Below are 26,055 nucleotides of genomic sequence, written 5' to 3'. Positions count from 1 at the left end.
CTGCCGCCTATGTATGCGCGCCTCTTTCTGATTCTGCTGGCTCTGTTTAGCCTGGACGCTAAGGCGCAAACCATTCAGGAAAGCGTAGCCTTCGCGATTATCGGTGAACCGAAATACGCCGCCGGTTTCAGTCATTTTGATTACGTCAATCCCAGGGCGCCGAAAGGCGGCACCCTCACCCTGGCGGCGATCGGCACCTTTGATAACTTCAACCGTTATGCGATGCGCGGCAACCCCGCGGTACGCACGGAGGCGCTCTACGATACCCTGTTCACCACCTCGGATGATGAGCCCGGCAGCTACTACCCGCTGATTGCCGAGCGGGCGCGCTATGCCGAGGACTATTCCTGGATGGAGATCGCGCTCAACCCGCACGCCCGCTTCCATGACGGCACGCCGATCACCGCCCGCGATGTGGCGTTTACCTTCAACAAGTTTATGACCGAAGGGGTGCCGCAGTTTCGCCTGTTTTATAAAGGCACCACCGTGAAGGCCATCGCGCCGTTGACCGTGCGTATTGACCTCGGCCAGCCCGGCAAAGAGAACATGCTGAGTCTGCTGAGCCTGCCGGTGATGCCCGAGGCGTTCTGGCGCCAGCACAAACTCAGCGACCCGCTGTCGAAGCCGCCGCTGGCCAGCGGGCCATACCGCATCAGCGCCTGGCGAATGGGGCAATATATTATCTATTCCCGCGTCGCCGACTACTGGGCGGCCGACCTGCCGGTCAACCGCGGTCGCTGGAATTTCGATACGCTGCGCTATGACTATTATCTCGACGACAATGTCGCTTTCGAAGCCTTTAAAGCGGGAGCCGTCGATCGCCGGGAAGAGACCGTCGCCAAAAACTGGGCTACCCGCTACGTCGGTCGCAACTTCAGCCGCGGCTACATCATTAAAGATGAGCATACCAATACCTCGGCGCAGGATACCCAGTGGCTGGCGTTCAATATTCAGCGCCCGATTTTTGCCGATCGCCGGGTGCGGCAGGCCATTACCCTGGCGTTCGATTTCGAATGGATGAACAAGGCGCTGTTTTACAGCGCCTATCAGCGCGCCAACAGCTATTTCCAGAACACCGAATATGCCGCCCGCAGCCTGCCCGACGCAGCCGAGCTGGCCCTGCTGACGCCGATGAAAAACGAACTGCCCCCGGAGCTCTTCAGCCAGGTTTACCAGCCGCCGGTCTCCCGCGGCGATGGCTTCGATCGCGCCAACTTACTCAAAGCCGACGCCCTGCTCAATGCGGCGGGCTGGACGGTGAAGAACCAGCGCCGGGTCAACGCCGCCACCGGCAAGCCGCTGCGCTTTGAGCTACTGCTGCCGGCCGGGGGCAATGACCGCTGGGTGCTGCCGTTTCAGCACAACCTACAGCGTCTGGGGATCGTCATGGATATTCGTCAGGTTGATAATTCGCAGTACAGCAACCGCCGCCGCAGCCGGGATTACGACATGATGCCAAGCCTGTGGCGCGCCATGCCCTGGCCGGGGACCGACCTGCAAATCTCCTGGGCGTCCGACTATATTCACTCCAGCTACAACGCGCCGGGGGTGCAAAGCCCGGTAGTGGATAAGCTGATTGCGCAGATCCTGCAGTGGCAGGGCAATAAGCAGAAACTGATCCCTCTCGGTCGGGCGCTGGATCGTGTGCTGACCTGGAATAACTACATGTTGCCGATGTGGTATATGGCGCAGGACCGCACCGCGTGGTGGAATAAGTTCTCTTTCCCCGCGACCCGCCCCATCTATTCGTCCGGCCTCGATACCTGGTGGTACGACGTGAACAAAGCGGCCACCCTCCCCGCGGACAGACGCTAAGGACATCCCATGGGCAGCTACCTGATCCGCCGTTTGCTGTTAGTCATCCCCACCCTGTGGGCCATCATCACCATTAACTTTTTTATTGTCCAGATCGCGCCTGGCGGCCCGGTCGATCAGGCCATCGCCGCCATCGAGTTTAATCAGCGCGGCGGGATGCCGGGGGCTGGCGACGGCGGGATGGGCGCCAGCCATGCCCGCACCGGCGCAGGCAATATCAGCGAGGGTCACTATCGCGGCGGGCGCGGCCTCGACCCGGAAGTCATCGCCGAGATCACCCACCGCTACGGCTTCGATAAACCGCTGCACGAACGCTATCTGAAGATGCTGGGCGATTATCTGCGCTTTGATTTCGGCGACAGCCTGTTTCGCAGCGCCTCCGTGCTGCAGCTGATTAAAGACAGCCTGCCGGTCTCGGTGAGCCTCGGGCTGTGGAGCACGCTGATTATCTATCTGGTCTCCATTCCGCTGGGCATCCGCAAAGCGGTCAGCAACGGCAGCCGCTTTGATATCTGGAGCAGTACACTGATTATCATTGGCTATGCGATCCCTGCCTTTCTGTTCGCCATCCTGCTGATCGTGATTTTTGCCGGCGGCAGCTATTTCGACCTCTTCCCGCTGCGCGGTCTGGTCTCGCCAAATTTCGACACCCTCCCCTGGTATCAGAAGATCCTCGACTACCTGTGGCACATCACCCTGCCGGTGCTGGCGACGGTAATTGGCGGCTTTGCCGCGCTGACTATGCTGACCAAAAACAGCTTCCTCGACGAGATCCGCAAACAGTATGTGGTCACCGCCCGCGCCAAAGGCGTTGGTGAGAAACAGATCCTCTGGGGACACGTGTTCCGTAACGCCATGCTGCTGGTAATCGCCGGCTTCCCGGCCACCTTTATCAGTATGTTCTTTACCGGCTCGTTGCTGATCGAAGTGATGTTCTCGCTAAACGGCCTGGGTCTGCTGGGCTATGAAGCGACGGTCTCCCGCGACTATCCGGTGATGTTTGGCACGCTCTATATTTTCACTCTGATTGGCCTGCTGCTGAATATCGTCAGCGATATCAGCTATACGCTGGTCGACCCGCGCATTGATTTTGAGGGCCGCTAATGTCTTTCTTCAGTCCCGTTAATCAGGCCCGCTGGGCGCGCTTTCGCCACAACCGTCGCGGCTACTGGTCGCTGTGGCTGTTTTTAATTCTCTTCCTTTGCAGCCTGGGCGCCGAGCTGCTGGCCAACGACCGCCCGCTGCTGGTGCAGTACCGGGGCCAGCTGTACGTCCCGGTGTTAAAAAACTACACCGAGCAAACCTTCGGCGGCGCGTTCGCCACCGCCGCCGACTATCAGGATCCCTGGCTGCAGCAGCAGCTGGCGACTCACGGCTGGGCGCTATGGCCGCCAGTGCGCTTCGGCGCGACGACAATTAATTTTGCCAGCACGGTTCCCTTTCCATCGCCGCCCTCGGCCAGCAACTGGCTCGGCACCGACGCCAACGGCGGCGATGTGCTGGCGCGGATCCTCTATGGGACACGCATCTCGGTGCTCTTCGGTCTGCTGCTGACGCTGTTCTCCAGCGTGCTGGGGGTGCTGGCCGGAGCGATACAGGGTTACTACGGCGGTAAAATCGACCTGTGGGGGCAGCGCTTTATCGAAGTCTGGTCCGGCATGCCAACGCTGTTCCTGATCATCCTGCTCTCCAGCGTCGTGCAGCCGGGCTTCTGGTGGCTGTTGGCAATCACCGTTCTCTTTGGCTGGATGACGCTGGTGGGCGTGGTGCGCGCGGAATTTCTCCGCACCCGCAACTACGACTATGTTCGGGCGGCGCAGGCGTTAGGGGTTAGCGACCGGCAGATCATCCTGCGGCATATGTTGCCCAACGCGATGGTGGCGACCCTCACCTTCCTGCCCTTTATCCTGTGCAGCTCCATTACCACCCTGACGTCGCTGGATTTTCTCGGCTTCGGCCTGCCGCTCGGCTCGCCCTCCCTCGGCGAGCTGCTGCTGCAGGGCAAAAACAACCTGCAGGCGCCCTGGCTGGGCATTGCCGCATTTCTCTCCGTCGCCGTGCTGCTGACGCTACTGATTTTTATCGGTGAAGCGGTTCGCGACGCCTTTGACCCGAGTAAGGCGGTGTAATATGACCCACCCGCTATTAGCTATCGACAATCTCTCTATTGCCTTTCGCCAGCAGGGCGAGACGCAGACCGTGGTGCATAATCTGTCGCTCGAGGTGGCGGTCGGCGAAACGCTGGCGCTGGTGGGCGAATCCGGCTCAGGTAAGAGCATCTCCGCCCTGTCGGTGCTGCGGCTGCTCCCTACCCCGCCGGCCAGCTACCCCAGCGGTGACATCCGTTTTCATGGCCAGTCGCTGCTGCATGCGGATGAGGCGACCCTGCGCGGCGTGCGCGGCAACCGGATCGCGATGATCTTTCAGGAGCCGATGGTATCGCTCAATCCCCTGCACACCCTGGAAAAACAGCTCTACGAGGTGCTGTCGTTACACCGGGGAATGCGCAAACAGGCGGCGCGCGGGGAGATCCTCGACTGCCTGGAGCGCGTCGGGATCCGTCAGGCGCCGCGGCGGCTGGCGGACTATCCGCATCAGCTCTCCGGTGGCGAGCGCCAGCGGGTGATGATCGCCATGGCGTTGCTGACTCGCCCGGAGCTGCTGATCGCCGACGAGCCGACTACCGCCCTGGACGTATCGGTGCAGGCGCAAATTCTGCAACTGCTGCGCGAGCTGAAGCAGGAGCTGAACATGGGGCTGCTGTTTATCACTCATAACCTGAGCATCGTCCGCCAGCTGGCTGACCGGGTGGCGGTAATGCAGAACGGCCGCTGCGTGGAACACAATGACTGTCGGGCGCTGTTCAGCGCGCCAGCGCATCCCTACACCCAACGCCTGCTGGATAGCGAGCCGGACGGGGAGCCTGTGCCGCTGGCCGCCGATGCCCCGGTGCTGCTGCAGGCGGACGATTTAAAGGTGGCGTTTCCCGTTCGCAAAGGGATCCTGCGTCGGGTGGTCGATCATCATCGGGTGGTCAACAGCCTCAGCTTTCAGCTGCGCGCCGGCGAGACGCTGGGCCTGGTGGGGGAATCGGGTTCCGGTAAAAGTACCACCGGCCTGGCCCTGCTGCGCCTGATCCCGTCCGGGGGCAAGATAACCTTCGCCGGCCAGCCGATTCAGGGGCGTAACCGCCGACAGCTGCTACCGCTGCGCCGACAGATGCAGGTGGTTTTTCAGGATCCGAACTCGTCGCTCAATCCGCGCCTCACGGCGCAGCAGATCATTGAGGAAGGCTTGCGCGTCCACCAGCCGACGCTGACGGCGGCCGAACGCGAACAGGCGGTGATCCTTGCCATGCAGGAGGTCGGCCTCGACCCGGCCAGCCGCCAGCACTATCCGGCGGCGTTCTCCGGTGGCCAGCGACAGCGTATCGCCATCGCCAGAGCGTTGATCGTCAAACCGCAGCTGATCGTCCTCGATGAACCGACCTCATCGCTGGACAAAACCGTTCAGGCGCAGATCCTGAACCTGCTGAAAGCCTTACAGCGAAAGCATCAGCTGGCCTATATTTTTATCAGCCATGATTTAGGCGTGGTGCGGGCGCTGTGTCACCAGGTAATGGTGCTGCGTCAGGGAGAGGTGGTCGAACAGGGCGAGTGCAAGTCCGTCTTCAGCGCACCCCGGCATGAGTATACCCGCCAGCTGCTGGCGCTAAGCTGACGGTCAGAAAGGGTTATTGCCGGAGAAGGGCTCGGCGATGGCCACGCCAAAGTTTTTCAGACGACAGGTGGCGGCAAACTCATCCTGCAGGTTAACGAACAGGCAGGGTTCGCCTTCGCACTCCAGCACGGAACAGTCGACTTCGATGTCGCTTAACGCCTGGCTGAGCTTATGCATCACCGGCCAGGCTTTCTCACCGTCCGGGCTCAGCAATTTCAGGGCAACGAGACTGTTCTCGTTCTGCGCGCCGTTTTGCGGAATCGGTTCAACTCTGGAACCCGCAAAACCGGCCAGCCAGCGATAGCTCTGCGGCAGACGGTGTACGATAGAGAGTTGTTGTGTATTCACTTGGTTTCCCCGGAAGCAAAAGGCTTCACAATAAATTTACATCAATATTAACACACTGTTGACAAATAGTCCTGCCTTGAGGCAGAAAACGTTTACAGCGGCGGCGGACCAGGGTTAAGCGCTTATAATCCAGCGCTTTATTTTTTATACCCGGCGAGCCGATTGGCGCTATATGTACCCGTTTCTGTGATCCAAAACAACTTTTTTATCGCAACAATGCGACTTTTTACACTAATTGATTTTACATAAAGGAAACAAATCGCAGAACCCTGAAGCCCATTGCGGTTGACATGCATCAAGAAAGGGGCGATTTCGCCCCTGAAAATGTGACCTAGCGTGCGATTTTTCGCCGCCGGGATGCGTAAAGCGAGAAGAAAATAGAGCAGGTTGCGCAGAAGGCAATAGAGATCAGCATCGGCCAGGCGTTGGTAAACGTCGCCATCGACAGCAGCGCGCCGATAATCGCCCCGATACCGAAACGGAAAGTCCCCGCCAGCGACGAAGCAGTGCCTGCCATATGCGGAAACTCATCGAGGATCACCGCCATGGCGTTAGACGACACCATGGATACGCAGCCGACAAAGGCCGCTACGCCGATCACCAGTGACCAGAAACCGACATCCAGCAGCGCGCAGACCACCATCCACACCGCCATGGCAAACTGGATCCACAGCCCGGCGCGGAACATACGCAACGCCCCTACCCGCCGCACAAACCGGCTGTTGAACATGGTCATCAGAAACAGAAAAACGATGTTCAGCGCAAAATAGTAGCCAAAGTGCTGAGGCGCGACGTGGTTTATATTGATGTAGACAAAGGGACCGGCGCTAAGGAAAGAGAACATGCCCGCGAAGCTAAAGCCGCTCGCCAGCATATAGCTCAGTACCCGCTTGTGGCGGAACAGAGTGGCAAAGTTACCCAGCGTGGTGCGCAGATGGAACGGCTGACGCCTTTCAGCCGGCAGCGTTTCGCGGATAAACAGGCCGATCATCAGCGAGGCCAGCAGGGCCACCAGGGCGAGGATCCAAAAGATGGCATGCCAGCTGAACCAGACCAACACCGCCCCGCCGACCATCGGCGCCACCAGCGGCGCAATGGTCGTGACCAGCATGACAAACGACATCATGCGCGAAAACTCATCTTTCGGATAGATGTCGCGCATCAGGGCGTTAATCACCACGCTGGCCGCCGCGGCTGCCAGTCCGTGGAAGAAACGCATGACAATCAGCATATCGACGGTTTGCGACAGGGCGCAGGCTACCGCCGCCGCCGCGAAGACCAGCGTCCCGCCGAGGATCACCGGCTTGCGGCCAAGGCTGTCCGCCATCGGGCCGTACAGCAGCTGACCCAGCGCAAAGCCGAGGATATAGGTGCTGAGCGTCATCTGCGCGCTGCCGTCCGGGACGTTATACTGGGCGGCAATCACCGGCAGGGCCGGAAGATACATATCAATAGACAGCGGCATCAGCATGGCCAGCAGGCCAAGGATAAACACAATCCCCAGTGAAGAATTCTGCTTCAGCGTCACGTTTTACTCCGTGGCTGCGGGGCGCCCACGCTGGCGATTTCCGCTTCCGTCAGCGGACGATATTCACCCGGCGCCAGCGATTCATCCAGCAGGATGTCGCCGATGCGTTCCCGATGCAGGCCAACCACGTGGTTGCCCACGGCGGCGAACATGCGTTTCACCTGATGGTAGCGGCCTTCGCTGATGGTGAGGCGCACTTCGGTCGGAGTGATAACTTCCAGCAACGCCGGTTTGGTGAGATCTTTTTCGTTATGCAGCTGAACGCCTTTGGCGAACAGCTCCGCGGTCCCTTCCGCCAGCGGGCTTTCCAGCGCCACCAGATAGGTTTTTTCACAGTGGTGGCGCGGCGAGGTAATGCGATGCGACCACTGGCCGTCATCGGTCATCAGCACCAGCCCGGTGGTGTCGATATCCAGCCGTCCGGCGGCGTGCAGCTTATGCGCCACCGGCTCGTCGAGGAAATAAAGGATAGTCGGATGATCGGGATCGTCGGTGGAACAGACGTACCCTTGCGGCTTGTTGAGCATAAAGTAACGCGGGCCATTCTGCTGGGTCAGCGTATTTCCGTCATACTCCACCTCGTGCTCCGGCTGGAGCTTAAAAGAGGCATCTTTCACAATGTCGCCGTCCACGGTAACGCGGCTGCCGCGAATTTCACGCCCGGCAATAGCCCGGCTGACGCCCAGCTGCTGAGCGATAAACTTATCAAGTCGCATGAGATTTTTTTAGCCTGTCATAGTGCTGGAGCGGGCAAATCGCCCGAAAAAGAAGAATTTCACCGGCTAGTATAACGGGCTCTTAACACCACTCAAGGGAAAAGATTCATGGCATACTATTCGCCAGTTAATTAGCCCCGTGAATTCATGACTTTTACATTACGTCCTTACCAACAAGAAGCCGTCGATGCCACCCTCGCCTGGTTCCGTCGCCATACCGAGCCGGCGGCGATTGTCCTGCCCACCGGCGCGGGCAAAAGTCTGGTGATCGCCGAGCTTGCCAGGCTGGCGCGCGGCCGCGTGCTGGTGCTGGCCCATGTCAAAGAGCTGGTGGCGCAGAACCATGCCAAATACTGCGCCCTTGGCCTCGAGGCGGATATCTTCGCCGCCGGTCTGCAGCGAAAAGAGAGCCACGGCAAAGTGGTGTTCGGCAGCGTGCAGTCGGTGGCGCGCAATATCGACCAGTTTCGCAGCGAATTTTCGCTACTCATCGTCGATGAATGCCACCGCATCAGCGATGATGACGACAGCCAGTATCAGCAGATCATCGGTCACCTGCGGCAGGTCAATCCGCAGATCCGGCTGCTCGGCCTGACGGCCACGCCGTTCCGCCTTGGCAAGGGCTGGATCTATCAGTTCCATTATCATGGGATGGTGCGCGGCGATGAAAAGGCCCTGTTCCGCGACTGCATCTATGAGCTACCGCTGCGCTATATGATTAAACACGGCTATCTGACGCCGCCGGAGCGCCTCGATATGCCGGTGGTGCAGTACGATTTCAGCCGCCTGCAGGCGCAAAGCAACGGCCTGTTCAGCGAAGCCGATCTTAACCATGAGCTGAAAAAACAACAGCGTATCACGCCGCATATTGTCAGCCAGATCGTGGAGTTCGCCGAAAACCGCAAAGGGGTGATGATCTTTGCCGCCACCGTGGAACACGCCCGGGAAGTGACCGGCCTGCTGCCGGTAGGCCAGGCGGCGCTGATCACCGGCGAAACGCCTGGGCCGGAGCGGGATCGCATCATCGAGGCCTTTAAAGCGCAGGCGTATCGCTATCTGGTGAACGTCGCGGTGCTGACCACCGGCTTCGACGCCCCGCACGTCGACCTGATCGCCATCCTCCGCCCCACCGAGTCGGTGAGTCTTTACCAACAGATCGTTGGCCGCGGTCTGCGCCTGGCGCCGGGGAAAACCGACTGTCTGATCCTCGACTACGCCGGCAATCCGCATGACCTGTATGCCCCGGAAGTAGGGACGCCGAAGGGCAAAAGCGACAACGTGCCGGTGCAGGTCTTCTGCCCAGCCTGCGGCTTCGCCAATACCTTCTGGGGCAAAACCACCGCCGACGGCACCTTGATTGAACACTTTGGCCGCCGCTGCCAGGGGTGGTTCGAAGATGACGACGGCCACCGCGAACAGTGCGACTTCCGCTTTCGCTTTAAAAACTGCCCGCAGTGTAATGCGGAAAACGACATCGCCGCCCGCCGTTGCCGGGAGTGCGACACTATACTGGTTGACCCGGACGATATGCTGAAGGCGGCGCTGAAACTGAAGGACGCGCTGGTGCTGCGCTGCAGCGGCATGGCCCTGCAGCACGGCGGCGACGAGAAGGGCCCGTGGCTGAAAATCACCTACTACGATGAAGACGGGGCGGATGTCAGTGAGCGCTTCCGTCTGCAGACCCCCGCCCAGCGCACCGCCTTCGAACAACTGTTTATTCGCCCGCATACCCGCACCCCCGGGGTGCCGCTGCGCTGGATAACGCCGGCGGATATCGTGACCCAGCAGGCGCTGCTGCGCCATCCGGACTTTGTCGTCGCCCGCATGAAGGGGCAGTACTGGCAGGTGCGGGAAAAAGTGTTCGATTATCAGGGGCGTTTTCGTCGCGCCAACGAGCTGCGTTAATTACCGGAAAGCTGAGGTTTTGATTGCCCGGGTGTCGTTTGGCGGCTATAATGCCGCCCGCTTTTGCATTCGCAAAGCAGATAATCCGCCTGTTGCTGGGTCGCCTGTAGCAGGCTTTATATATAGAGAGACATCAATGTTTACTATCAACGCAGAAGTACGTAAAGAGCAGGGTAAGGGTGCGAGCCGCCGCCTGCGCGCAGCTAACAAGTTCCCGGCAATCATCTACGGTGGCGCAGCTGCTCCGGTTGCTATCGAACTGGACCACGACAAAGTATGGAACATGCAGGACAAAGCTGAGTTTTACAGCGAAGTTCTGACCGTCGTTGTTGATGGCAAAGAAGAAAAAGTCAAAGTTCAGGCTGTTCAGCGCCACGCGTTCAAGCCGAAACTGACTCACATCGACTTCGTTCGCGCGTAATCGCCGATAGCAAGTTGTATGGCAAGCGCCCCGGGGTCTCAGGCTCCGGGGCGTTTTGTTATCTGCGCAGCCAAAGCTCCGGCGCCTCGTGCACGATGTCGCTAAGCATCCGATGCTTATTCATTCCGGGCAGCCAGAGCATCACCATAGTGACGTTCAGCCCCTGACTGCCGACCTCCGTCGCGATTTCACTGACTCCCTGCCACTCGCCTGGCCGCAAATGGTCCGGTAAAAACCCCCAGCCCCTCCCCTGCTCCAGCGCATGGCGCAACAGGGTAATTTCATTCATATACAACGTATGGCCGGAAATCTGCAGCCGGCGGGCGATTTGATCGTCACTGCGCCGGTGCATCACTAACTGCGGCGTCAACGAAAGATTCAATAGCGTCAGCGGCCGCGGAGCGTCGTGGAACAGGCTGTCCGCCGCGTAGAAACGCAGATCCACGGTGCCGAGCGCCCGCCACTCCATTTCGCTCCCCAGCGTGCGGTTGTTAGCCTGACAAATCGCCATCTCCGCCACGCCATCGCTCAGCGCCTGCTCGGCTTCGCGACGCGAGGCGCTCCAGCAGCTCAGGCGGATCTGCCGTCGGGCCAGGTTATCGGCCAGCGCACAGAGAAATTCACGCGGCACGAAGGGATCGTACACCAGACGCAGCGCCTGCCCGGTGGTTTGCGGCAGCGTTTGCGCAAAAGACTCGAAAGCCTGCGCCTGACGCAACAGCAGATGCGCCTGGCGAAACAGCTGCTCGCCCTCGGCGGTTAGCGTCAGGCTACGTCCTTCACGGCTGAACAGCCGGTAGCCCAGCGCATCTTCCAGATAGTCCAGCAGATCGCGCAGCGTGGTCCGGTCTTTAGCTAAACGAATGGCCGCCTGCGACAGGCTGCCGGTCTCAGCAATCGTCGCGAAGGCTTCAATCTGTGCGAATGAATACTGTAGGGTTTTCATCCTTTTTCTCCCTTAAGGGGGAAAATCCCCCATGTGCTGATTTTAGCCGGCGCGCGCCGATTTATATACTGCGCAGCGAATCTATGGCAAACGAGGAAATGACAATGATAAGAAAACCACTGGCCCTGGCGTTAATATTGGCGGCGCTGCCGGCGGCGGCAATGGCGCAACACTGCGGCAGCCTGACGCTGGATGTCTGCCCAACGCCTTACGATCAAACGCTACCCGCGGCCAAAGACATGCTCAGCTGGGATCAGACTTCACGCGTGATTGGCTTTCGCAATGACTATCGCAACTATGCCGGCGATGTCTTCCGCCACGGCGCCTCGACGCCGCTGGAGCGCGGTGAAAAACAACTGACCGATGCCCGCTATACGCTCAACGGCCACACCTGGAATTTGCAGGATTACCTGAAGCGCGAGAACGTCAGCGGTATGCTGGTGCTGAAAGATGGTAAAGTCGCCTGGAAATATCTCGCCGAAGGTAATACCGACACCACCCTGTGGACCTCGCGCTCGGTAGGCAAATCGGTGGTCTCGACGCTGGTCGGTATCGCCATTCAACAGGGTAAAATCCACTCCCTTAATGACCTGATTACCGTTTATGAACCCGAACTGAAAGGCACCGCCTGGGACGGCGTAACGCTGAAGCAGTTGATTCAACACACCAGCGGGGTGGAATGGAATGAAGACTACACCGACCCGCAGTCGCATTTCGCCCGCCTGACCCAGTGTGAAGCGCACCCCGGCGCCTATGCCTGCGTGCGTAAGATCGTCACCGGCCTGGCGCGTCAACACCCGGCGGGCGAGCAGTGGTCCTACTCTTCCGGCGGCGCCTGGCTGCTTGGGGATATCCTGGAGCGCGCCACCGGCATGTCGCTGGCCGCCTGGCTTGAACAGGCTCTATGGCAGCCGGCCGGGATGGCCCACGACGGCGTGTGGCATGCTTATCAGCAAGGGAAGCACGACGTCGGCGCCCACGGCTTTAACGCCACCCTTGAAGACTGGGGCCGCTTTGGTGAATTCGTCGCCCGTGACGGTCGGTTAAGCAATGGCAAACAGCTGGTGCCGACTGGCTGGTTCGATCAAGCCGCCAGCTGGACCAAGGCGCTAAACTCGGTCTCGGCAGCGCATCCGGAGGGTATTTACGGCTATCAGTGGTGGAATAACGCGATTCCGGCGAATGCGCAAAACGTCCAGCCGACGCCGCAGGAAGGGCTTAAAGGGTCGCTGTGGGCGCTGGGGATCTACGGCCAGGTGATCATGGTGAACCGCGCGGAACACCTGGTGATCGTCCAATGGTCGACCTGGCCGCAGGCGGAACCTTCCTTCAACGCTCAGCCGTTGGAAGCGGCGCTGATGTACAGCGCCATTGCCCGCGAGCTGCGTTAACTCCCCGCTCCTTGCCGCTCAGCCGGCGAGGAGCGTGTCGGCATTCAGCGCCAGGTGTTGCAGCAGGATAATGGTTTTAGCATCCATGATCTCGCCATCGCGAATGGCCTGCAGCGCCCGCGTCAGCGGCCACTCCAGTACTTCAATGTCCTCACCTTCCGCCGCCAGTCCGCCGCCGTCGCCCCGACGGTCATCGGCCTGATATTCGGCGATAAAAAAGTAGAGTTTTTCGGTGACGGAGCCGGGGCTCATAAAGACGGTGAAGACGGGTTCGACACGGGTCACGCGAAAGCCGGTCTCCTCTTCCGCTTCGGCAACGATCCGCGCCTCCGGCGAGGCGTTATCCAACAGCCCGGCAGCCGCCTCAATGAGATATCCGTCGTGGCCATGAGTAAATACCGGAAAACGGAACTGACGGGTCAGGACCACCGTCCGCTTTTCCCGGTTGTAGAGTAAAATGACTGCGCCGTTGCCCCGGTCATAAGCCTCGCGGCTCTGCTCCTGCCAGCGACCGTCCCGACGCAGCAGTTCGAAGGTATATTTTTTCAACGTGTACCAGTTATCCGAGAGCAGCGTCTCGCGAACGTGGCGGACGTGCGGTGCATGTGTTTGCATGTTATTTCCCCTTTGAGGTGACAGCAGGCACCATAACATGCATAATCGTGCACAAACAAGATCATTCGATGAAGGAAAACCGATGCTCGCCAGTCAGAGAAAACAGCAGATCCTCCAGATCCTCACCGAGGAAAAACAGGTGATGTCCGGGGAGCTAAGCCAGCGGTTTAACGTCTCCGAGGACTCCATTCGCCGCGATCTGCGCGAGCTGGCGGCGGAGGGAAAACTGCAGCGGGTCCATGGCGGGGCATTGCCGGTTTCCGCCGCCATTGCGCCAATTGAAACGCGCAAAAGCGTGCAGATCGACTCCAAGCAGGCGGTCGCCCGCGCCGCCGCCGCCATGATCCAGCCGGGACAGGTGGTGATTGTCGATGGCGGCACCACCACCGCGGCGATGATCGGCTTTTTACCCGCCGACCTCAGCTGCACGGTGGTCACCCACAGCCCTGGCATCGCCGTGGCGCTGGTGGACCATCCGCGAATCGAGGTGATCCTGCTCGGCGGCAGAGTATTTAAACATTCGGTTGTCGCCGTCGGCGCCGAGACGCTGGCGGGAATGGCGCGGATCAACGCCGATCTGTTCTTTATGGGGGTGACCGGCGTCCACCCGCGGGCGGGTTTCACCACCGGTGATTACGAAGAGGCAGGCATCAAGCGCGCGCTGACGGCCAGGGCGGCAGAAACCGTGGTAATGGCCTCCCGGGAAAAGCTCAACGCCGCGTCGGCCTTTGCCATCGGCGAGCTGAGCCTCGCCAGTACGCTGATTGTCGATGGAGAACCCGACGCCGCGCTGCGCCAACAGTTGGTGCAGAGCGGCGTGGAGATCGTCCCCGTTCAGCGGTAGCGCCGCCGTGGCGCAGGGCTTAATTGCCGCCTGACGTCCGGCGCTGCAGCTGGTCGCGCAGATTCGGCGGGGTACCCTTAATGGTCAGGGTATCAGTGGCGGGATCCCAGAATACGCGTTCGCCCAGCAGCATGGCGTCGAAGTTAATGGTCAATCCGCCGCCGCTGCCGGCAAACTTGGTCAGCTGACGTAAGGTGCTGCGATCCGCCGGGAAGCTCTCTTCCAGCTCATAGCCCTGCTCAGCGGTGAATTCCTGGAAGCTCTTTTCGCTGACGCCGGCGAGCTCTTTGGACAGCGACTCCAGCTCAATCTCTTCCCCAGCCTGCAGCTGTTCGTTGCAGTAGGCGTAGACCTGCTGGCGCACGTTCTGTCGCTCGGATTTATCAAGCTGGGCATCGGCGGCGAAGTCATCCACCGCCTGCAGTAGGCCGCGGTTCTGCGCTTTGGCGTTAAGCCCTTCGCTGGCGCCGAGGAAATCCATAAAGAAATCGGCCACTTTGCGCCCTACCCGCCCTTTCAGGAAGGTCAGATAGCGGGTCGACTCCGGGTTGGTTTCCCACTCGGTGAGATCGATGCGCGCGACGATATCGGCATGGTTAATATCCAGATAATGGGTCGAGCGGATATCCAGCTCTTCGTTGACGCGCATACTGCTCAGGTTATTGAGTACCGCCACCAGCAGATACTCGACCGCAAGGTAACGATACTGGCAGAAGAGGACAATGCCTCCTTCGGCGAACGGGTATTTCGCCAGCTCATCGCGCAGGCGACCGGTCGCCGCGCGGCTAAACGCCAGAAACTCTTCTTCCCCCTGACGCTGCAGGCGCAGCGCCTGGGCCAGTTCGCTCTCTTCATTGAACAAGCCATAGGCTTTGCTTTTGGCGCTATAGACCCGGTGCAGTTCAGCCATCATCTCGACGACCGTCGCGTTCGGCTCCAGCAGTGACTCGCGCAGCACCAGCTCCAGATTTTGTTCATCACGTTTGATTAACTGATGCAGGGCAATCTGGTCGATATCCAGACTCATGTTAAACTCTCCTTTTAGACCGGGCGGTATTCAACCACCGCCGGGTGGCCGACGCAACTGGCGCCACACATTTCGACGTCGTTAACGTCGATTGATGCGCTTTTGCGCCGCGGCGAAAAAATGCGGAAAAAAAGCTGCTGCTACGGTAATATGTTGCCCTTTCACGAACAAACAGATTTTGAGTTTATGCCGCAAATTTCCCGCTATAGCGATCAACAGGTCGAACAGTTGCTCAGCGAGCTGACGAACGTCCTGGAATCACACAAAGCCCCGGTGGACCTTTCACTGATGGTGTTAGGCAATATGGTGACCAACCTGATCAACAGTAGCGTCGCGCCGGCGCAGCGTCAGGCCATCGCCCGTTCTTTCGCGCAGGCTTTGCAATCTTCGATTAACGACGATCCAGCGCATTAAGGATAACAGCAACAGTATATGGTGACTCTACGTCAGCCCTACCGAGAAAAAGTCTCCCAGATGGTTAGCTGGGGGCACTGGTTCGCCCTGTTCAACATGTTGTTGGCCATGGTGCTCGGCAGCCGCTACCTTTTTGTCGCCGACTGGCCGACGACGCTTGCCGGACGACTGTTTTCGTACGTCAGTCTCGTCGGGCATTTCAGCTTTCTGGTGTTTACCAGCTATGTGCTGATCCTCTTTCCGTTGACCTTTATCGTGGTCTCGCAGCGCCTGATGCGCTTCCTGTCGGTGATCCTTGCCACCGCCGGGATGACGCTGCTGCTGATAGACAGCGAGGTTTTTACCCGCTTCCATCTGCACTTAAACCCGGTCGTCTGGGAGCTGGTCATCAACCCTGACCAGAATGAGATGGCGCGCGACTGGCAGCTGATGTTTATCAGCGTCCCGGTCATCTTCTTGATTGAAATGCTCTTCGCCACCTGGAGCTGGCAAAAGCTGCGCAGCCTGACGCGCCGCCGCCATTACGCCCGCCCGGTCGCCTGGTTCTTCTTTTTGTCGTTCGTCAGCAGCCACCTGGTCTATATCTGGGCGGACGCCAATTTCTATCGCCCGATCACTATGCAGCGGGCGAATCTGCCGCTCTCCTATCCGATGACCGCCCGTCGTTTCCTTGAGAAACATGGCCTGCTCGACGCCCAGGATTATCAGCGTCGTCTGGTGGAGCAAGGGGCGCCGGAGGCGGTATCGGTCCAGTATCCGCTTAGCAACCTGCGCTACCGTGACCTCGGCGCGGGCTACAACGTGCTGCTGATCACCGTCGACAACCTGAACTACTCGCGGTTTGAAAAGACCATGCCGGCGCTGGCGGCATTTGCCAAAGAAAACGTTAACTTTACCCAGCATATGAGCTCGGGCAATACCGCCGACAGCGGCCTGTTTGGCTTGTTCTACGGTATTTCGCCTGGCTATATGGACGGTGTCCTCTCGGCGCGTATTCCCGCCGCGCTGATTACTGCCCTCAACCAGCAAGGCTACCAGCTGGGCCTCTTCTCCTCCGATGGGTTTAGCAGCCCGCTGTATCGCCAGGCGCTGCTCTCCGATTTCTCGCTGCCGAGCGCGAAGACCCAGAGCGACGAGCAGACGGCCAATCAGTGGATCGGCTGGCTGGACCGTTACGCGCAGGATGAGAATCGCTGGTTCTCGTGGATCTCGCTCAATGGCACCACTCTCGACGACACGCAGCAGCAGGGCTTTGTCCGCCGCTACAGCAAGGCGGCAGGCGACGTTGATGCCCAGATCGATCGGGTGCTGACTGCGCTGCGCGAAGCCGGCAAACTCGATAATACGGTGGTAATTATTACCGGCGGCCACGGCAAGCCGCTGAATGCGAAACACGACGCGTTCGACTGGTCGCGCGAGCAGCTGCAGGTGCCGCTGGTTATTCACTGGCCGGGCACGCCGGCGCAGGAGATTGCCACCCTGACCGATAACAAAGATGTGATGACTACGCTGATGCAGCGCCTGCTTCACGTTTCGACGCCGGCCAATGAGTACTCGCAGGGAGAAGATCTGTTCAGCGCCGCGCGGCGTCGTAACTGGGTCACCGCGGCCAACGGCGATACGCTGGCCATCACCACCCCGACCATCACCGTGGTCCTCAACCATAACGGCACCTATACCACCTGGAGCCGCGACGGCGAGAAAATTAAAGATCAGAAACCGCAGCTCAGCCTGTTGCTGCAGGTCCTGACTGACGAAAAACGCTTTATCGCTAACTGATTGATTAATTATGAATCAATCGCGCGTGACCCGCTTGCATTCGCCTGGGGAACGGGTAATATTGTTCCCCACGCGTCGGCACGTAGCGCAGCCTGGTAGCGCACCGTCATGGGGTGTCGGGGGTCGGAGGTTCAAATCCTCTCGTGCCGACCAAAAACTCCACAGAAACCAGCCTTTTAAGGCTGGTTTTTTTATGCCTGTTTCCCCTGTTGCCGCCCGCTCGCTTAATTTGTGCCCTTTCTTCAATGTATCGTGAAGATGTACGACTATCCTGATGGTAAATTACGTCGTAGCATCTATTATTCGACCGTATGACTCATAAGCAGGAGCGGATAACATGAGAGTTAATGGACTTACCAAAGGATTTTTCATCCTTATCGTCTTCATTGTAACCCTGGCCTTTTTTGATGTTCTCTCACCCTATTATTCCGCCATCCTTTGGGCTGCGATCCTCGCGGTGATTTTTAATCCGGTCAAAAACAAGATCCGTACCCGCCTCGGCGAGCGCAATGGCCTCGCGGCGCTGATGACCATCGTCATTATCTGTCTTATCGTTTTTACGCCGCTGGCTATCATTCTCTCCTCGCTGGCCTACGAGCTCAACCTGGTGTACAGCAAACTGCAGCATAACGACACCCAGTTTCCGACGGTGGTCGCCAGCCTGTTCGCCCATCTTCCCGGCTGGGCCAGAAGCTTCCTCGCCGATCATAACCTTGATAGCGCGCAGCAGATCCAGCAGCAGCTCTCTGATGCCGCTCTGAAAGGCGGTCAGTATCTGGCCGGCAGCGCGTTTCTGATTGGCAAAGGGACTTTTGGCTTCACCGTCAGCTTCGGCATCATGCTGTATCTGCTGTTTTTCCTGCTGAAGGATGGACCTTATCTGGTGCTGTTGATCCTCGAGTCTCTACCGTTATCAAGCTATGTGAAGCAGCATTTGTTCGCTAAATTCGCCGCTGTGGCCCGCGCCACGGTAAAAGGTACCGTCGCCGTGGCGCTGGCGCAGGGGGCGCTGGGTGGCTTTGCCTTCTGGATCGCCGGTCTGGACGGCAGCATTCTCTGGGGAGCGCTGATGGCGTTTCTGTCGCTTATCCCGGCGGTGGGCTCGGCCATTATCTGGGTGCCAGCGGCCATCTACCTCTTCGCCACCGGCCAGCTGTGGCAGGGCGCCTTTATCGTCGGCTTCTTTGTGATTGTGATTGGCCTGGTGGATAACATTCTGCGTCCACTGCTGGTGGGCAAGGATACCAGGATGCCGGACTATCTGATCCTTATCGCCACTCTGGGCGGCATGGAGATCTACGGTATCAACGGCTTCGTGATCGGGCCGCTGATCGCCGCCCTGTTTATCGCCTGCTGGAACCTGCTGTCGGGACGAGAACATGCCGGCAATACCGATGAAATCGATGAAGAGTTTATTGAGGAAGCGAAAAATAGCCGTAATGAATAGCTTTCCCGGCAGGGGGCTGGCGGCCCGCCAGCGCCTCTGTTGCGCTCTGCGCGGCCGATGTCTTACCAGTAGATAACACTATTCATTTTGCAAAAATTGGTAAATAAATCTTAACATTCAGCTGAGTGATGATAGGCTATCTCTGTCAGGAACGAAAATAAAGGATGATCAACCGTGAAAAAAATCACTACGCTAGCCGTTTCTCTGCTGACCGCCGCCTGCATGTCCGCTGGCGCATTGGCCGCAGACCAGCCGCTGGAAAAAGTCGCGCCGTTCCCGAAAGCGGAAAAAGGCATGAAGCGTCAGGTTATTCAGCTGCCGCAGCAGCAGGATGAGTCGGCGCTCAAGGTTGAGCTGATGATCGGCCAGACGCTGGAAGTCGACTGCAACCATCATCGTCTCGGCGGGGAACTGGAAAGTAAAACCCTGGAAGGCTGGGGCTATGATTACTATGTCTTTGAGAAGCTGAGCGGCCAGGTATCCACCATGATGGCCTGCCCGGACGGCAAAAAAGAGAAGAAATTTGTCACTGCCGGCCTCGGGGATGACGCCATGCTGCGCTACAACAGCAAACTGCCGATCGTGGTATACACGCCGAGCAATGTCGATGTGAAATATCGCATCTGGCGCGCCGACGAGACTATCGGCAACGCCGTCGTCCGCTAAGGCGAACAGCGCAAACGGCAATAAAAAACGGCAGCCCGCAGGCTGCCGTTTTTGTCAGAGCGTTTATCAGAGCGCGATATCCGCCATCGGCTTGCCGCCGCTCAGCGGCTTCAGCTCCGCCTGCGGTACCTCATCCACCGCCCCAGCTGGCTCATATTTCAGCTCCAGCACTTCACTGGTCCACGCCAGCGCTTTCTCGATCTCCGCCGGATTGCCGTCAAGACGAATACCGTAGGTTGGGATGATCGCCTTCAGCTTGGCCTGCCATTCCGGCGAATTGACTTTATCTTTAAACACTTTTTCCATTAGCTGCAGCATAATAGGCGCCGCGGTGGAGGCCCCTGGCGACGCGCCGAGAAGCGCCGCGACGGTGCCTTCATCATCGCTGACCACTTCGGTGCCCAGGCGCAGTACCCCGCCCTTCTTCGCGTCGCGCTTAATGATCTGCACGCGCTGACCGGCCTGCCACAACCGCCAGTCCTCTTTCCGCGCTTCCGGATAATATTCGCACAGCGCGGCCAGACGATCTTTATCTTTCTGCATCACCTGGCTAATCAGATATTTTACCAGATCGAAGTTGTCCAGGCCGACGTTGAGCATTGGCAAAATATTTGAGGTATTCGTCGAGGCCAGCAGATCCCACAGCGAACCGTTCTTCAGGAAACGGGTCGAGAAGGTGGCGAATGGTCCGAACAGCACCACGCGTTTACCGTCGATAATACGGGTATCGATGTGCGGCACCGACATCGGCGGCGCGCCCACTTCGGCCTGACCGTAGACCTTCGCCAGATGGTGGTTCACCACCTCCGGATTTTCGCAGACCAGGAACTGGCCGCCGACCGGGAAGCCCGCATACTCTTTGGCCTGCGGAATGCCGGTCTCCTGCAGCAGGGTCAGCGCTGCGCCGCCGGCGCCGATAAAGATAAATTTGGCTTTAATGACCCGCTTCTGACGACGATTGTCGGCATCCGCCAGGGTGACCGTCCAGCTCTTGTCGGCGTTGCGCTTGAAGCGACGCACCACGGTGCCCAGCTGTAGGGAGAAATTATCATGCTTTTGCAGACCGGCGATCAGCTGGCGGGTAATTTCACCATAGTTGACGTCGGTTCCCACTTCTGAGCGAGTGGCGGCGACCTTTTGCAACGCGTCGCGGCCTTCCATCACCAGCGGCGCCCAGGCTTTGATCTGCTGATGGTCTTCAGAATAGCGAATACCGCGGAACAGTTCACTTTGCTGCAGCGCCGCGTAGCGCGCACGCAGGAAGTTGACGTTATCTTCGCCCCACACAAAGCTCATGTGCGGCACGCTGTTAATGAAAGATTTTGGTTTGTTCAGGACGCCGCGCGTCACCTGATGCGCCCAGAACTGACGCGAGATATGGAAGGCTTCGTTGATGTCGACCGCTTTGTCGATATTGATGCCGTTGGCGGTCTGCGGCGTGTAGTTCAGCTCCATCAGCGCCGCGTGGCCGGTACCCGCATTATTCCACCCGTTTGAGCTCTCTTCCGCCACGCTGGACATCTGCTCAACCATGGTAATAGACCAGTCTGGCTCAAGCTCCTGCAGCCAGGTTCCCAGTGTGGCGCTCATAATGCCGCCGCCAATCAACAATACATCCGTCTCTTGCTCATGGCGGGTGTTGGTCCGAGTGCTGTTGGGACCAACCGCCTGTGAGCGTGGTACGGCCATCTTTTTATTCATCGGATTTGAGCCTTACTTTACTCGCTGTTTTTATTTAGCGCAGGTGATACGATTCTCACCCCTCACGTTACCACCGAAGCTCAAAAATTTAAATATTGTTTAAATTTTAAGTTCTGTTTTGAGATCCGTTATAAAAATGTTTAATAAATGTATACACCAAATCACTTTTTGTACTGGTGCGCTGACAGATTCCGCGCTATCATCCCTGGTTTTGTGACAGACCGCACGGAAGCAGGGCCTGACACCGCTCCCTCTTTTTTTATAAGCTGCGAACTTTTTTTATGCCTCCAGTTTCTGACCCCGCCGCTTCCGGCAACCTCCGTCCCATCCTCCGCTCCCCGTCTTTACTGACGCGCGAAGTGCTGGCCGGCGTGCTCACCGCCCTGGCGCTCATCCCTGAAGTGATTTCGTTTTCAGTCATTGCCGGCGTTGACCCGCAGGTAAGCCTGATTGCTTCGGTGGTGCTCTGCCTGGCGATGTCAGTCTTCGGCGGACGCCCGGCGATGGTCACCGCCGCCGCGGGCTCGGTGGCGCTGGTGATTGGCCCGATGGTGCATCAGCACGGCGTGGGGTACATTTTACCGGCTGTCATTCTGGCGGGTATTATTCAAATTTTGTTTGGTCTGTGCGGCATGGCGCGCCTGATGCGCTTTATTCCCCCGGCGGTGATGACCGGGTTCGTCAACGCCCTTGGGATCCTGATTTTCTTTGCTCAGGTGCCGCATTTCTGGAGTCGACAACCGCTAATCGTTGGCCTGTTCGTCCTGACGCTGCTTATCGTCCTGTGGGCGCCGCGCGTTATTAAGGCTATCCCGGCGCCGCTGATCGCCATCGTCGCGCTCACCCTCTATACCGCGACCACCGGCCAGCAGCTGCCGACCGTCGGCGATGAAGGCTCGATGAGCGGCGGCCTGCCGGGGTTCACCGCCCTGACCGTTCCCCTGAACCTGACCACCCTGCAGATAATCTGGCCGTGCGCCCTCAGCATCGCCTTTGTCGGCCTGATGGAGTCCTTGCTGACGGCTAAGCTGGTGGATGATCTCACTCATACCCCGTCGAACAAATCGCGGGAAAGCGCCGGGCTGGGTATCGCCAATATCCTTGCCGGCTGCTATGGCGGCATCGCCGGCTGCGCGATGATCGGCCAGACTATCGTGAACGTGGAAATGGGCCGGGCCCGCAGCCGCCTCTCAACGGTAATCGCCGGCCTGGTGCTGCTCCTGCTGGTGACAGCGCTCAGCCAGGTGATGGCGAAGATCCCGATGGCGGTTCTCGCCGGGGTGATGGTGATCGTGGCGGTGAAGACCTTTAGCTGGCGCAGCATTCGCCCGGGTGAGCTGGCGCGTAATCCGTGGCCGGAAACGCTGGTGATGCTGGTGACCGTCGCCGCGACGGTGGGAACCAGCAATCTGGCGATCGGTGTGCTGGCGGGGATTGTCGCGATGGCGATCATCCCCCGCCGCCTGCGGGCAAAAGCGCAGGCTACATTAGAAACAGCGTCGCCAGACCCAGAAAAATAAAGAAGCCGCCGGTGTCGGTGATGGCGGTGATCATTACGCTGGAGCCGACCGCCGGGTCACGCCCCAACTTCACCATGACCATCGGGATTATCACGCCCATCATCGCCGCCATCAGCAGGTTGAGCATCATGGCCAGCGTCATCACCCCGCCGAGCTGCGGATCGTCATACAGCCACCAGGTGATGGCCCCCATAATCCCGCCCCACACCAGGCCATTAATCAGCGCAACGCCCATTTCACGCAGGATCAGAAAGGTAAAGCTGCCGGGCTGGATCTGCTGCAGCGCCATCGCCCGGACGATCATGGTGATCGTCTGGTTGCCGGTGTTGCCGCCGATGCCGGCGACGATCGGCATCAGCGAGGCCAGCGCCACCAGCTGTGAAATGGTGTGTTCGAAGCCGTCGATGACCCGGGAAGCAATAAACGCCGTACACAGATTGACCGCCAGCCATGCCCAGCGGGTTTTCACCGCTTTGCTGACCGGGGCGAAGACATCCTCTTCATCGCTCAGGCCGCCCATCCGCCGCAGATCGTTATCGGTTTCTTCATAAACCACATCGACGATCTCATCGATGGTCAGGCGCCCGATCAGCTTGCCGTCGGCATCAATGACGGCGGCGCTGAGCAAGTCGTCGCGTTCGAAGGTGCGCGCCACCTTCTCCGCCTCTTCGTGCGGCTGAAAGGTGACCGGGTCGCCCTCCATCACCTCCCCCACCCGCTTCTGCGCATCATTGAGCAGAATGGTCTGCAGCTCCAGCTCGCCGAGCAGCAGCTTGTTACGGGTGGTAACGAACAGCTTATCGGTGTTTTCCGGCATTTTACCGAGACGCCGCAGATAGCGCTGCACCGCCGCCAGGGTGGCCTCCGGTCGCACCGTAATGACCTCAAACTCCATGATCGACCCGACGCTGTTGTCGGCGTAGCGCATAATCTGGCGAATACGGGCGCGCTTCTCGGCCGGCAGGGTCGCCAGCAGCCGTCCGGTCAGGTTGCGCGGCAGATGCTGCAGCAGGTAAACCTGTTCATCGATATCCAGCGGCTGCATGGCCTGCAGCAGCTCGGGGTCGCTCATCTTGTCGATCAGGTCGCCCCAGACGTTCTCTGAGGCCTCCAGCAGCACTTCGCCGCGTTTATCGTCGGGCACCAGGCACCATAGCGCGGTGCGGGCGTCATAGGGAAGCGCTTCCAGCGCATCGGCGAGATCCGGCGGCGGCAGATGCGAGACCAGCATTTCCACTTCGGCCAGGTCATCGGCCAGCGTCCCTTCATCATAGCGCTCAGCCAGCGTCAGTTTGCCCAGCAGCGCGGAAGTCACCGCTTTATCGGTGCTCAAGAGCCAAATCAGACGGGCGCGCTCTTCGTCACGCAAGCGGGCGCTTTTTTTATGCAAAACGGACATCGATCGGGCAATCCTTTTGAGAATGGTGAGCCGGCCTGCGGGCCGGAAGCCTTAAGCATAGCGCGAGGAGGGGGAAATAATAACCGTCAGCGATGTAGACGCTGAAAATTTCAGCGGCGCCCGGGCTTTTCCGGGCGCGCGTTGTGAATCAGGCCGTACGGGCCACCGCATCGCGGGAAGCCTGTTCCCGCTCTTCGCCGGTAAGTTCGGCGAGCTGGCCAGCGCGCATCTCCAGCAGACGATCGGCGTGCTGGAAGTAGTGATCGTCATGGCTGATGGCGAACACGGTTTTGCCCATCTGCTGCATCAGCGGCAGCAGGACCTGGTAAAACTCGCGGCGGAAATGCGGATCCTGATCCGCCGCCCATTCATCCAGCAGAATGATGTCCCGGGACTCGGCCAGCGCCAGCAGGAGCGCCACGCGCTTCTTCTGCCCTTTCGACAGCCGCAGGTCGGCGATTTTTCCGTTCTCCAGCTGCAGCTTGTGGGCCATTTGCAGACGCTCCAGCCATGTCGCCACCAGCGCCGGATCGGCCTCCTCGCCCTGCGGCCCGAGCAGGCGGTCAAACAGCCAGACGTCGGTAAACACTGCGGAAAACAGTTTGCGGTACTCCTCTGGCCTCTCCGCCGCCAGCGGCTGGCCGTCGACGAGGATCTGACCGGATATTGGCTGGTACAGGCCGGTCAGGAGCATCGCCAGCGTTGACTTGCCGCTGCCGTTGCCGCCTATCAAAAACACCAGCTCGCCGCGCTTCAGCGTCAGATTAAGCGGCCCTACCGCAAAGCGCTGGTCCGGATAATGGAAGGTGACATCGCGCAGCTCCAGCGTCTGCCAGTCAGGATGCGCCTGCGGCCGGGGAAAGTCGGCCCGGTACGGGGCGAGGGAGAACTGACGCAGCTTGTTAAACGCCACCTGGGCGCTGAGCAGCGTGGGCAGCGCGCCGACGGCGGAGAGCAGCGGCGTGCGCAGAAACAGCAGCGTCAGGGAATAGGTCGCCGCCACGGCGGTATCGGCCCAGCCGAGGCTGTTGGCCATCCAAAACACCAGCCCGATGGCGCCAAGCATCATAATATTCGACCAGTTGACCGCGCTGAGGTGGAAGGTATCGGCGCGAACGATATGGTGCCGGTACTCCCGGGCGTCCGGGAGGTAGAGCTGGTTAAACACATACTCCGCGCGCTCGCGGTTGAGGGTCAGCTCTTTACGCCCCTCCAGCACCGTCTGATAGTCGTGATACAGTTTATCTTCCGTTTCGCGCAGGCTGGCCATATGTTTGTACACCCGCGAGACCAGCACAAAGCCGCCCCAGATGGTGAGCGCCATCCACAGCGCCGTCACCAGCATCATTTTTCCTGACAGCCAGGCGAGGTAGGCCGCGGAGCCGAAGGTGAGAATGATCCCCTGCACCAGCTCCGGCAGGCGCACAAAGGCGATGGTGATATTGCGGATATCGCTGGTCAGCCCGGCAAGCAGCGACGCGCTGCCGATCTTCTCTACTTGTTCAATCTGGGTATCGAGGATGCGTTTAACAAACTCACCGCGCAGACGATAGACAAAATGGTGGCCGAGGGTGGTTAGCGCCAGCTGCGAACCCAGGGTCACCGCCATCAGCAGCCCCAGCAGACCAAGAAACTCCGGCAGGACCCGCAGCGAGGTATCGACAGCGGTAATCAGACGCAGGTTAATGAAAGCGATTAAGCCGATACCCAGCGCGGCGCTGAGCAGGCTGAGAGCAATAACGCCCAGAAACGGCCAGCGATACTGGCGCCAGACGAGAGAGAGAAGTTCCATAACAGGCTATCCGCAAAAGCAAAACAGCCAGCAGTTTAAACGGCTCGCCGATGACATCAAG

22 protein-coding genes and 1 tRNA gene are annotated in these 26,055 nt (G+C 59.2%); 14 read left to right on the top strand and 9 right to left on the bottom strand.

The genetic code is table 11. From position 1 onward, the window contains the following. The first annotated feature begins 9 nt into the window (after window positions 1–9). The 4 genes from HMPREF3140_RS15140 to yejF are packed head-to-tail and all read left to right on the top strand — an operon-like array spanning window position 10 to window position 5,535. Window positions 10–1,815, top strand: coding sequence for an extracellular solute-binding protein (locus HMPREF3140_RS15140; RefSeq protein WP_032411977.1), 1,806 nt, complete (start codon window positions 10–12; stop codon window positions 1,813–1,815). A gap of 9 nt (window positions 1,816–1,824) precedes the next feature. Further along, on the top strand, window positions 1,825–2,919 hold the full coding sequence (locus tag HMPREF3140_RS15135; protein WP_004200501.1) for a microcin C ABC transporter permease YejB: 1,095 nt from the start codon (window positions 1,825–1,827) through the stop codon (window positions 2,917–2,919). Continuing rightward, a complete protein-coding gene (locus HMPREF3140_RS15130) occupies window positions 2,919–3,944 on the top strand; it encodes a microcin C ABC transporter permease (RefSeq protein WP_002912972.1) in 1,026 nt (341 codons plus the stop codon). The genes HMPREF3140_RS15135 and HMPREF3140_RS15130 overlap by 1 nt, the downstream gene beginning before the upstream one ends. A gap of 1 nt (window position 3,945) precedes the next feature. Next, window positions 3,946–5,535, top strand: a complete 1,590-nt coding sequence (yejF, locus tag HMPREF3140_RS15125) for a microcin C ABC transporter ATP-binding protein YejF (protein WP_070553028.1) — start codon at window positions 3,946–3,948, stop codon at window positions 5,533–5,535. 3 nt (window positions 5,536–5,538) lie between these two features. Here yejF and HMPREF3140_RS15120 read toward each other — a convergent pair whose 3' ends face one another. The 3 genes from HMPREF3140_RS15120 to rsuA all read right to left on the bottom strand — a co-directional run bounded on the left by HMPREF3140_RS15120 (window position 5,539) and on the right by rsuA (window position 8,127). Further along, complete coding sequence (locus tag HMPREF3140_RS15120) at window positions 5,539–5,883, bottom strand: YejG family protein (RefSeq protein WP_002912974.1); 345 nt, start codon at window positions 5,881–5,883, stop codon at window positions 5,539–5,541. Window positions 5,884–6,214: 331 nt separating this feature from the next. Continuing rightward, entirely contained in the window at window positions 6,215–7,411 is a 1,197-nt protein-coding gene (locus HMPREF3140_RS15115) for a Bcr/CflA family multidrug efflux MFS transporter (RefSeq protein ID WP_023280364.1), read from the bottom strand. Continuing rightward, the gene (gene rsuA / locus HMPREF3140_RS15110) at window positions 7,408–8,127 is read right to left on the bottom strand and encodes a 16S rRNA pseudouridine(516) synthase RsuA (protein WP_002912977.1); all 720 of its coding nucleotides are present in this window, start codon (window positions 8,125–8,127) and stop codon (window positions 7,408–7,410) included. Before rsuA ends, HMPREF3140_RS15115 begins: the two co-directional genes overlap by 4 nt. A 147-nt stretch (window positions 8,128–8,274) precedes the next feature. On the opposite strand from rsuA, the gene HMPREF3140_RS15105 reads away from it, so the two are divergent. Together HMPREF3140_RS15105 and rplY are read left to right on the top strand one after the other, a co-directional pair. Then, window positions 8,275–10,032 (top strand): DEAD/DEAH box helicase, encoded by a 1,758-nt coding sequence (locus tag HMPREF3140_RS15105; protein WP_032411979.1) that lies wholly within the window; start codon window positions 8,275–8,277, stop codon window positions 10,030–10,032. A gap of 136 nt (window positions 10,033–10,168) precedes the next feature. Further along, window positions 10,169–10,453 carry a 50S ribosomal protein L25 gene (gene rplY, locus HMPREF3140_RS15100; protein ID WP_004189006.1) on the top strand — a complete coding sequence of 95 codons (285 nt, stop codon included), beginning with the start codon at window positions 10,169–10,171 and terminating at the stop codon, window positions 10,451–10,453. Window positions 10,454–10,511: 58 nt separating this feature from the next. Here the strand turns inward: rplY and HMPREF3140_RS15095 are convergent, their stop codons facing one another. Next, window positions 10,512–11,399 carry a LysR family transcriptional regulator gene (locus tag HMPREF3140_RS15095; RefSeq protein WP_032411981.1) on the bottom strand — a complete coding sequence of 296 codons (888 nt, stop codon included), beginning with the start codon at window positions 11,397–11,399 and terminating at the stop codon, window positions 10,512–10,514. Between the two features lie 104 nt (window positions 11,400–11,503). On the opposite strand from HMPREF3140_RS15095, the gene HMPREF3140_RS15090 reads away from it, so the two are divergent. Then, the gene (locus tag HMPREF3140_RS15090) at window positions 11,504–12,790 is read left to right on the top strand and encodes a serine hydrolase domain-containing protein (protein ID WP_032411983.1); all 1,287 of its coding nucleotides are present in this window, start codon (window positions 11,504–11,506) and stop codon (window positions 12,788–12,790) included. Window positions 12,791–12,808: 18 nt separating this feature from the next. On the opposite strand, the gene HMPREF3140_RS15085 is transcribed toward HMPREF3140_RS15090, so the two are convergent. Further along, window positions 12,809–13,405 carry an NUDIX domain-containing protein gene (locus tag HMPREF3140_RS15085; protein WP_004144265.1) on the bottom strand — a complete coding sequence of 199 codons (597 nt, stop codon included), beginning with the start codon at window positions 13,403–13,405 and terminating at the stop codon, window positions 12,809–12,811. Between the two features lie 82 nt (window positions 13,406–13,487). Here HMPREF3140_RS15085 and HMPREF3140_RS15080 point away from each other — a divergent pair, with 82 nt between their 5' ends. Next, window positions 13,488–14,249 carry a DeoR/GlpR family DNA-binding transcription regulator gene (locus tag HMPREF3140_RS15080; RefSeq protein ID WP_014343355.1) on the top strand — a complete coding sequence of 254 codons (762 nt, stop codon included), beginning with the start codon at window positions 13,488–13,490 and terminating at the stop codon, window positions 14,247–14,249. A gap of 19 nt (window positions 14,250–14,268) precedes the next feature. Here HMPREF3140_RS15080 and yejK read toward each other — a convergent pair whose 3' ends face one another. Further along, window positions 14,269–15,276: a nucleoid-associated protein YejK gene (gene yejK, locus HMPREF3140_RS15075; RefSeq protein WP_004144267.1), complete on the bottom strand. Its 1,008-nt coding sequence runs from the start codon at window positions 15,274–15,276 to the stop codon at window positions 14,269–14,271. A gap of 186 nt (window positions 15,277–15,462) precedes the next feature. Here yejK and HMPREF3140_RS15070 point away from each other — a divergent pair, with 186 nt between their 5' ends. The 5 genes from HMPREF3140_RS15070 (at window position 15,463) to eco (ending at window position 19,582) form a co-directional block, all read left to right on the top strand. After that, complete coding sequence (locus HMPREF3140_RS15070) at window positions 15,463–15,690, top strand: YejL family protein (RefSeq protein WP_004195346.1); 228 nt, start codon at window positions 15,463–15,465, stop codon at window positions 15,688–15,690. A gap of 18 nt (window positions 15,691–15,708) precedes the next feature. Further along, window positions 15,709–17,469, top strand: coding sequence for an LPS biosynthesis-modulating metalloenzyme YejM (gene yejM / locus HMPREF3140_RS15065; RefSeq protein ID WP_002912990.1), 1,761 nt, complete (start codon window positions 15,709–15,711; stop codon window positions 17,467–17,469). Window positions 17,470–17,545: 76 nt separating this feature from the next. Beyond that, window positions 17,546–17,622: transfer RNA gene (locus HMPREF3140_RS15060), tRNA-Pro, on the top strand. Window positions 17,623–17,806: 184 nt separating this feature from the next. Next, on the top strand, window positions 17,807–18,916 hold the full coding sequence (locus HMPREF3140_RS15055) for an AI-2E family transporter (RefSeq protein ID WP_002912992.1): 1,110 nt from the start codon (window positions 17,807–17,809) through the stop codon (window positions 18,914–18,916). A gap of 174 nt (window positions 18,917–19,090) precedes the next feature. Then, window positions 19,091–19,582 carry a serine protease inhibitor ecotin gene (gene eco, locus HMPREF3140_RS15050; protein WP_032411985.1) on the top strand — a complete coding sequence of 164 codons (492 nt, stop codon included), beginning with the start codon at window positions 19,091–19,093 and terminating at the stop codon, window positions 19,580–19,582. Window positions 19,583–19,648: 66 nt separating this feature from the next. Here the strand turns inward: eco and mqo are convergent, their stop codons facing one another. Next, window positions 19,649–21,283: a malate dehydrogenase (quinone) gene (mqo, locus tag HMPREF3140_RS15045; protein WP_032411987.1), complete on the bottom strand. Its 1,635-nt coding sequence runs from the start codon at window positions 21,281–21,283 to the stop codon at window positions 19,649–19,651. A 359-nt stretch (window positions 21,284–21,642) separates the two neighbouring features. On the opposite strand from mqo, the gene HMPREF3140_RS15040 reads away from it, so the two are divergent. Then, entirely contained in the window at window positions 21,643–22,803 is a 1,161-nt protein-coding gene (locus HMPREF3140_RS15040; RefSeq protein WP_014599216.1) for a SulP family inorganic anion transporter, read from the top strand. Here the strand turns inward: HMPREF3140_RS15040 and mgtE are convergent. Continuing rightward, a complete protein-coding gene (mgtE, locus tag HMPREF3140_RS15035; RefSeq protein WP_002912996.1) occupies window positions 22,766–24,202 on the bottom strand; it encodes a magnesium transporter in 1,437 nt (478 codons plus the stop codon). The genes HMPREF3140_RS15040 and mgtE overlap by 38 nt on opposite strands. A 148-nt stretch (window positions 24,203–24,350) precedes the next feature. Beyond that, window positions 24,351–25,994, bottom strand: a complete 1,644-nt coding sequence (locus HMPREF3140_RS15030) for a multidrug ABC transporter permease/ATP-binding protein (protein ID WP_004184919.1) — start codon at window positions 25,992–25,994, stop codon at window positions 24,351–24,353. Between the last annotated feature and the right edge of the window lie 61 nt (window positions 25,995–26,055).

The organism is Klebsiella sp. HMSC16A12 (genome assembly GCF_001808265.1).
In the GTDB taxonomy this organism is placed as follows: Bacteria; Pseudomonadota; Gammaproteobacteria; order Enterobacterales; family Enterobacteriaceae; genus Klebsiella; species Klebsiella pneumoniae.
Note: the sequence above shows the minus strand (reverse complement) of the source record. Positions and strands in the feature narration are given on the sequence as shown.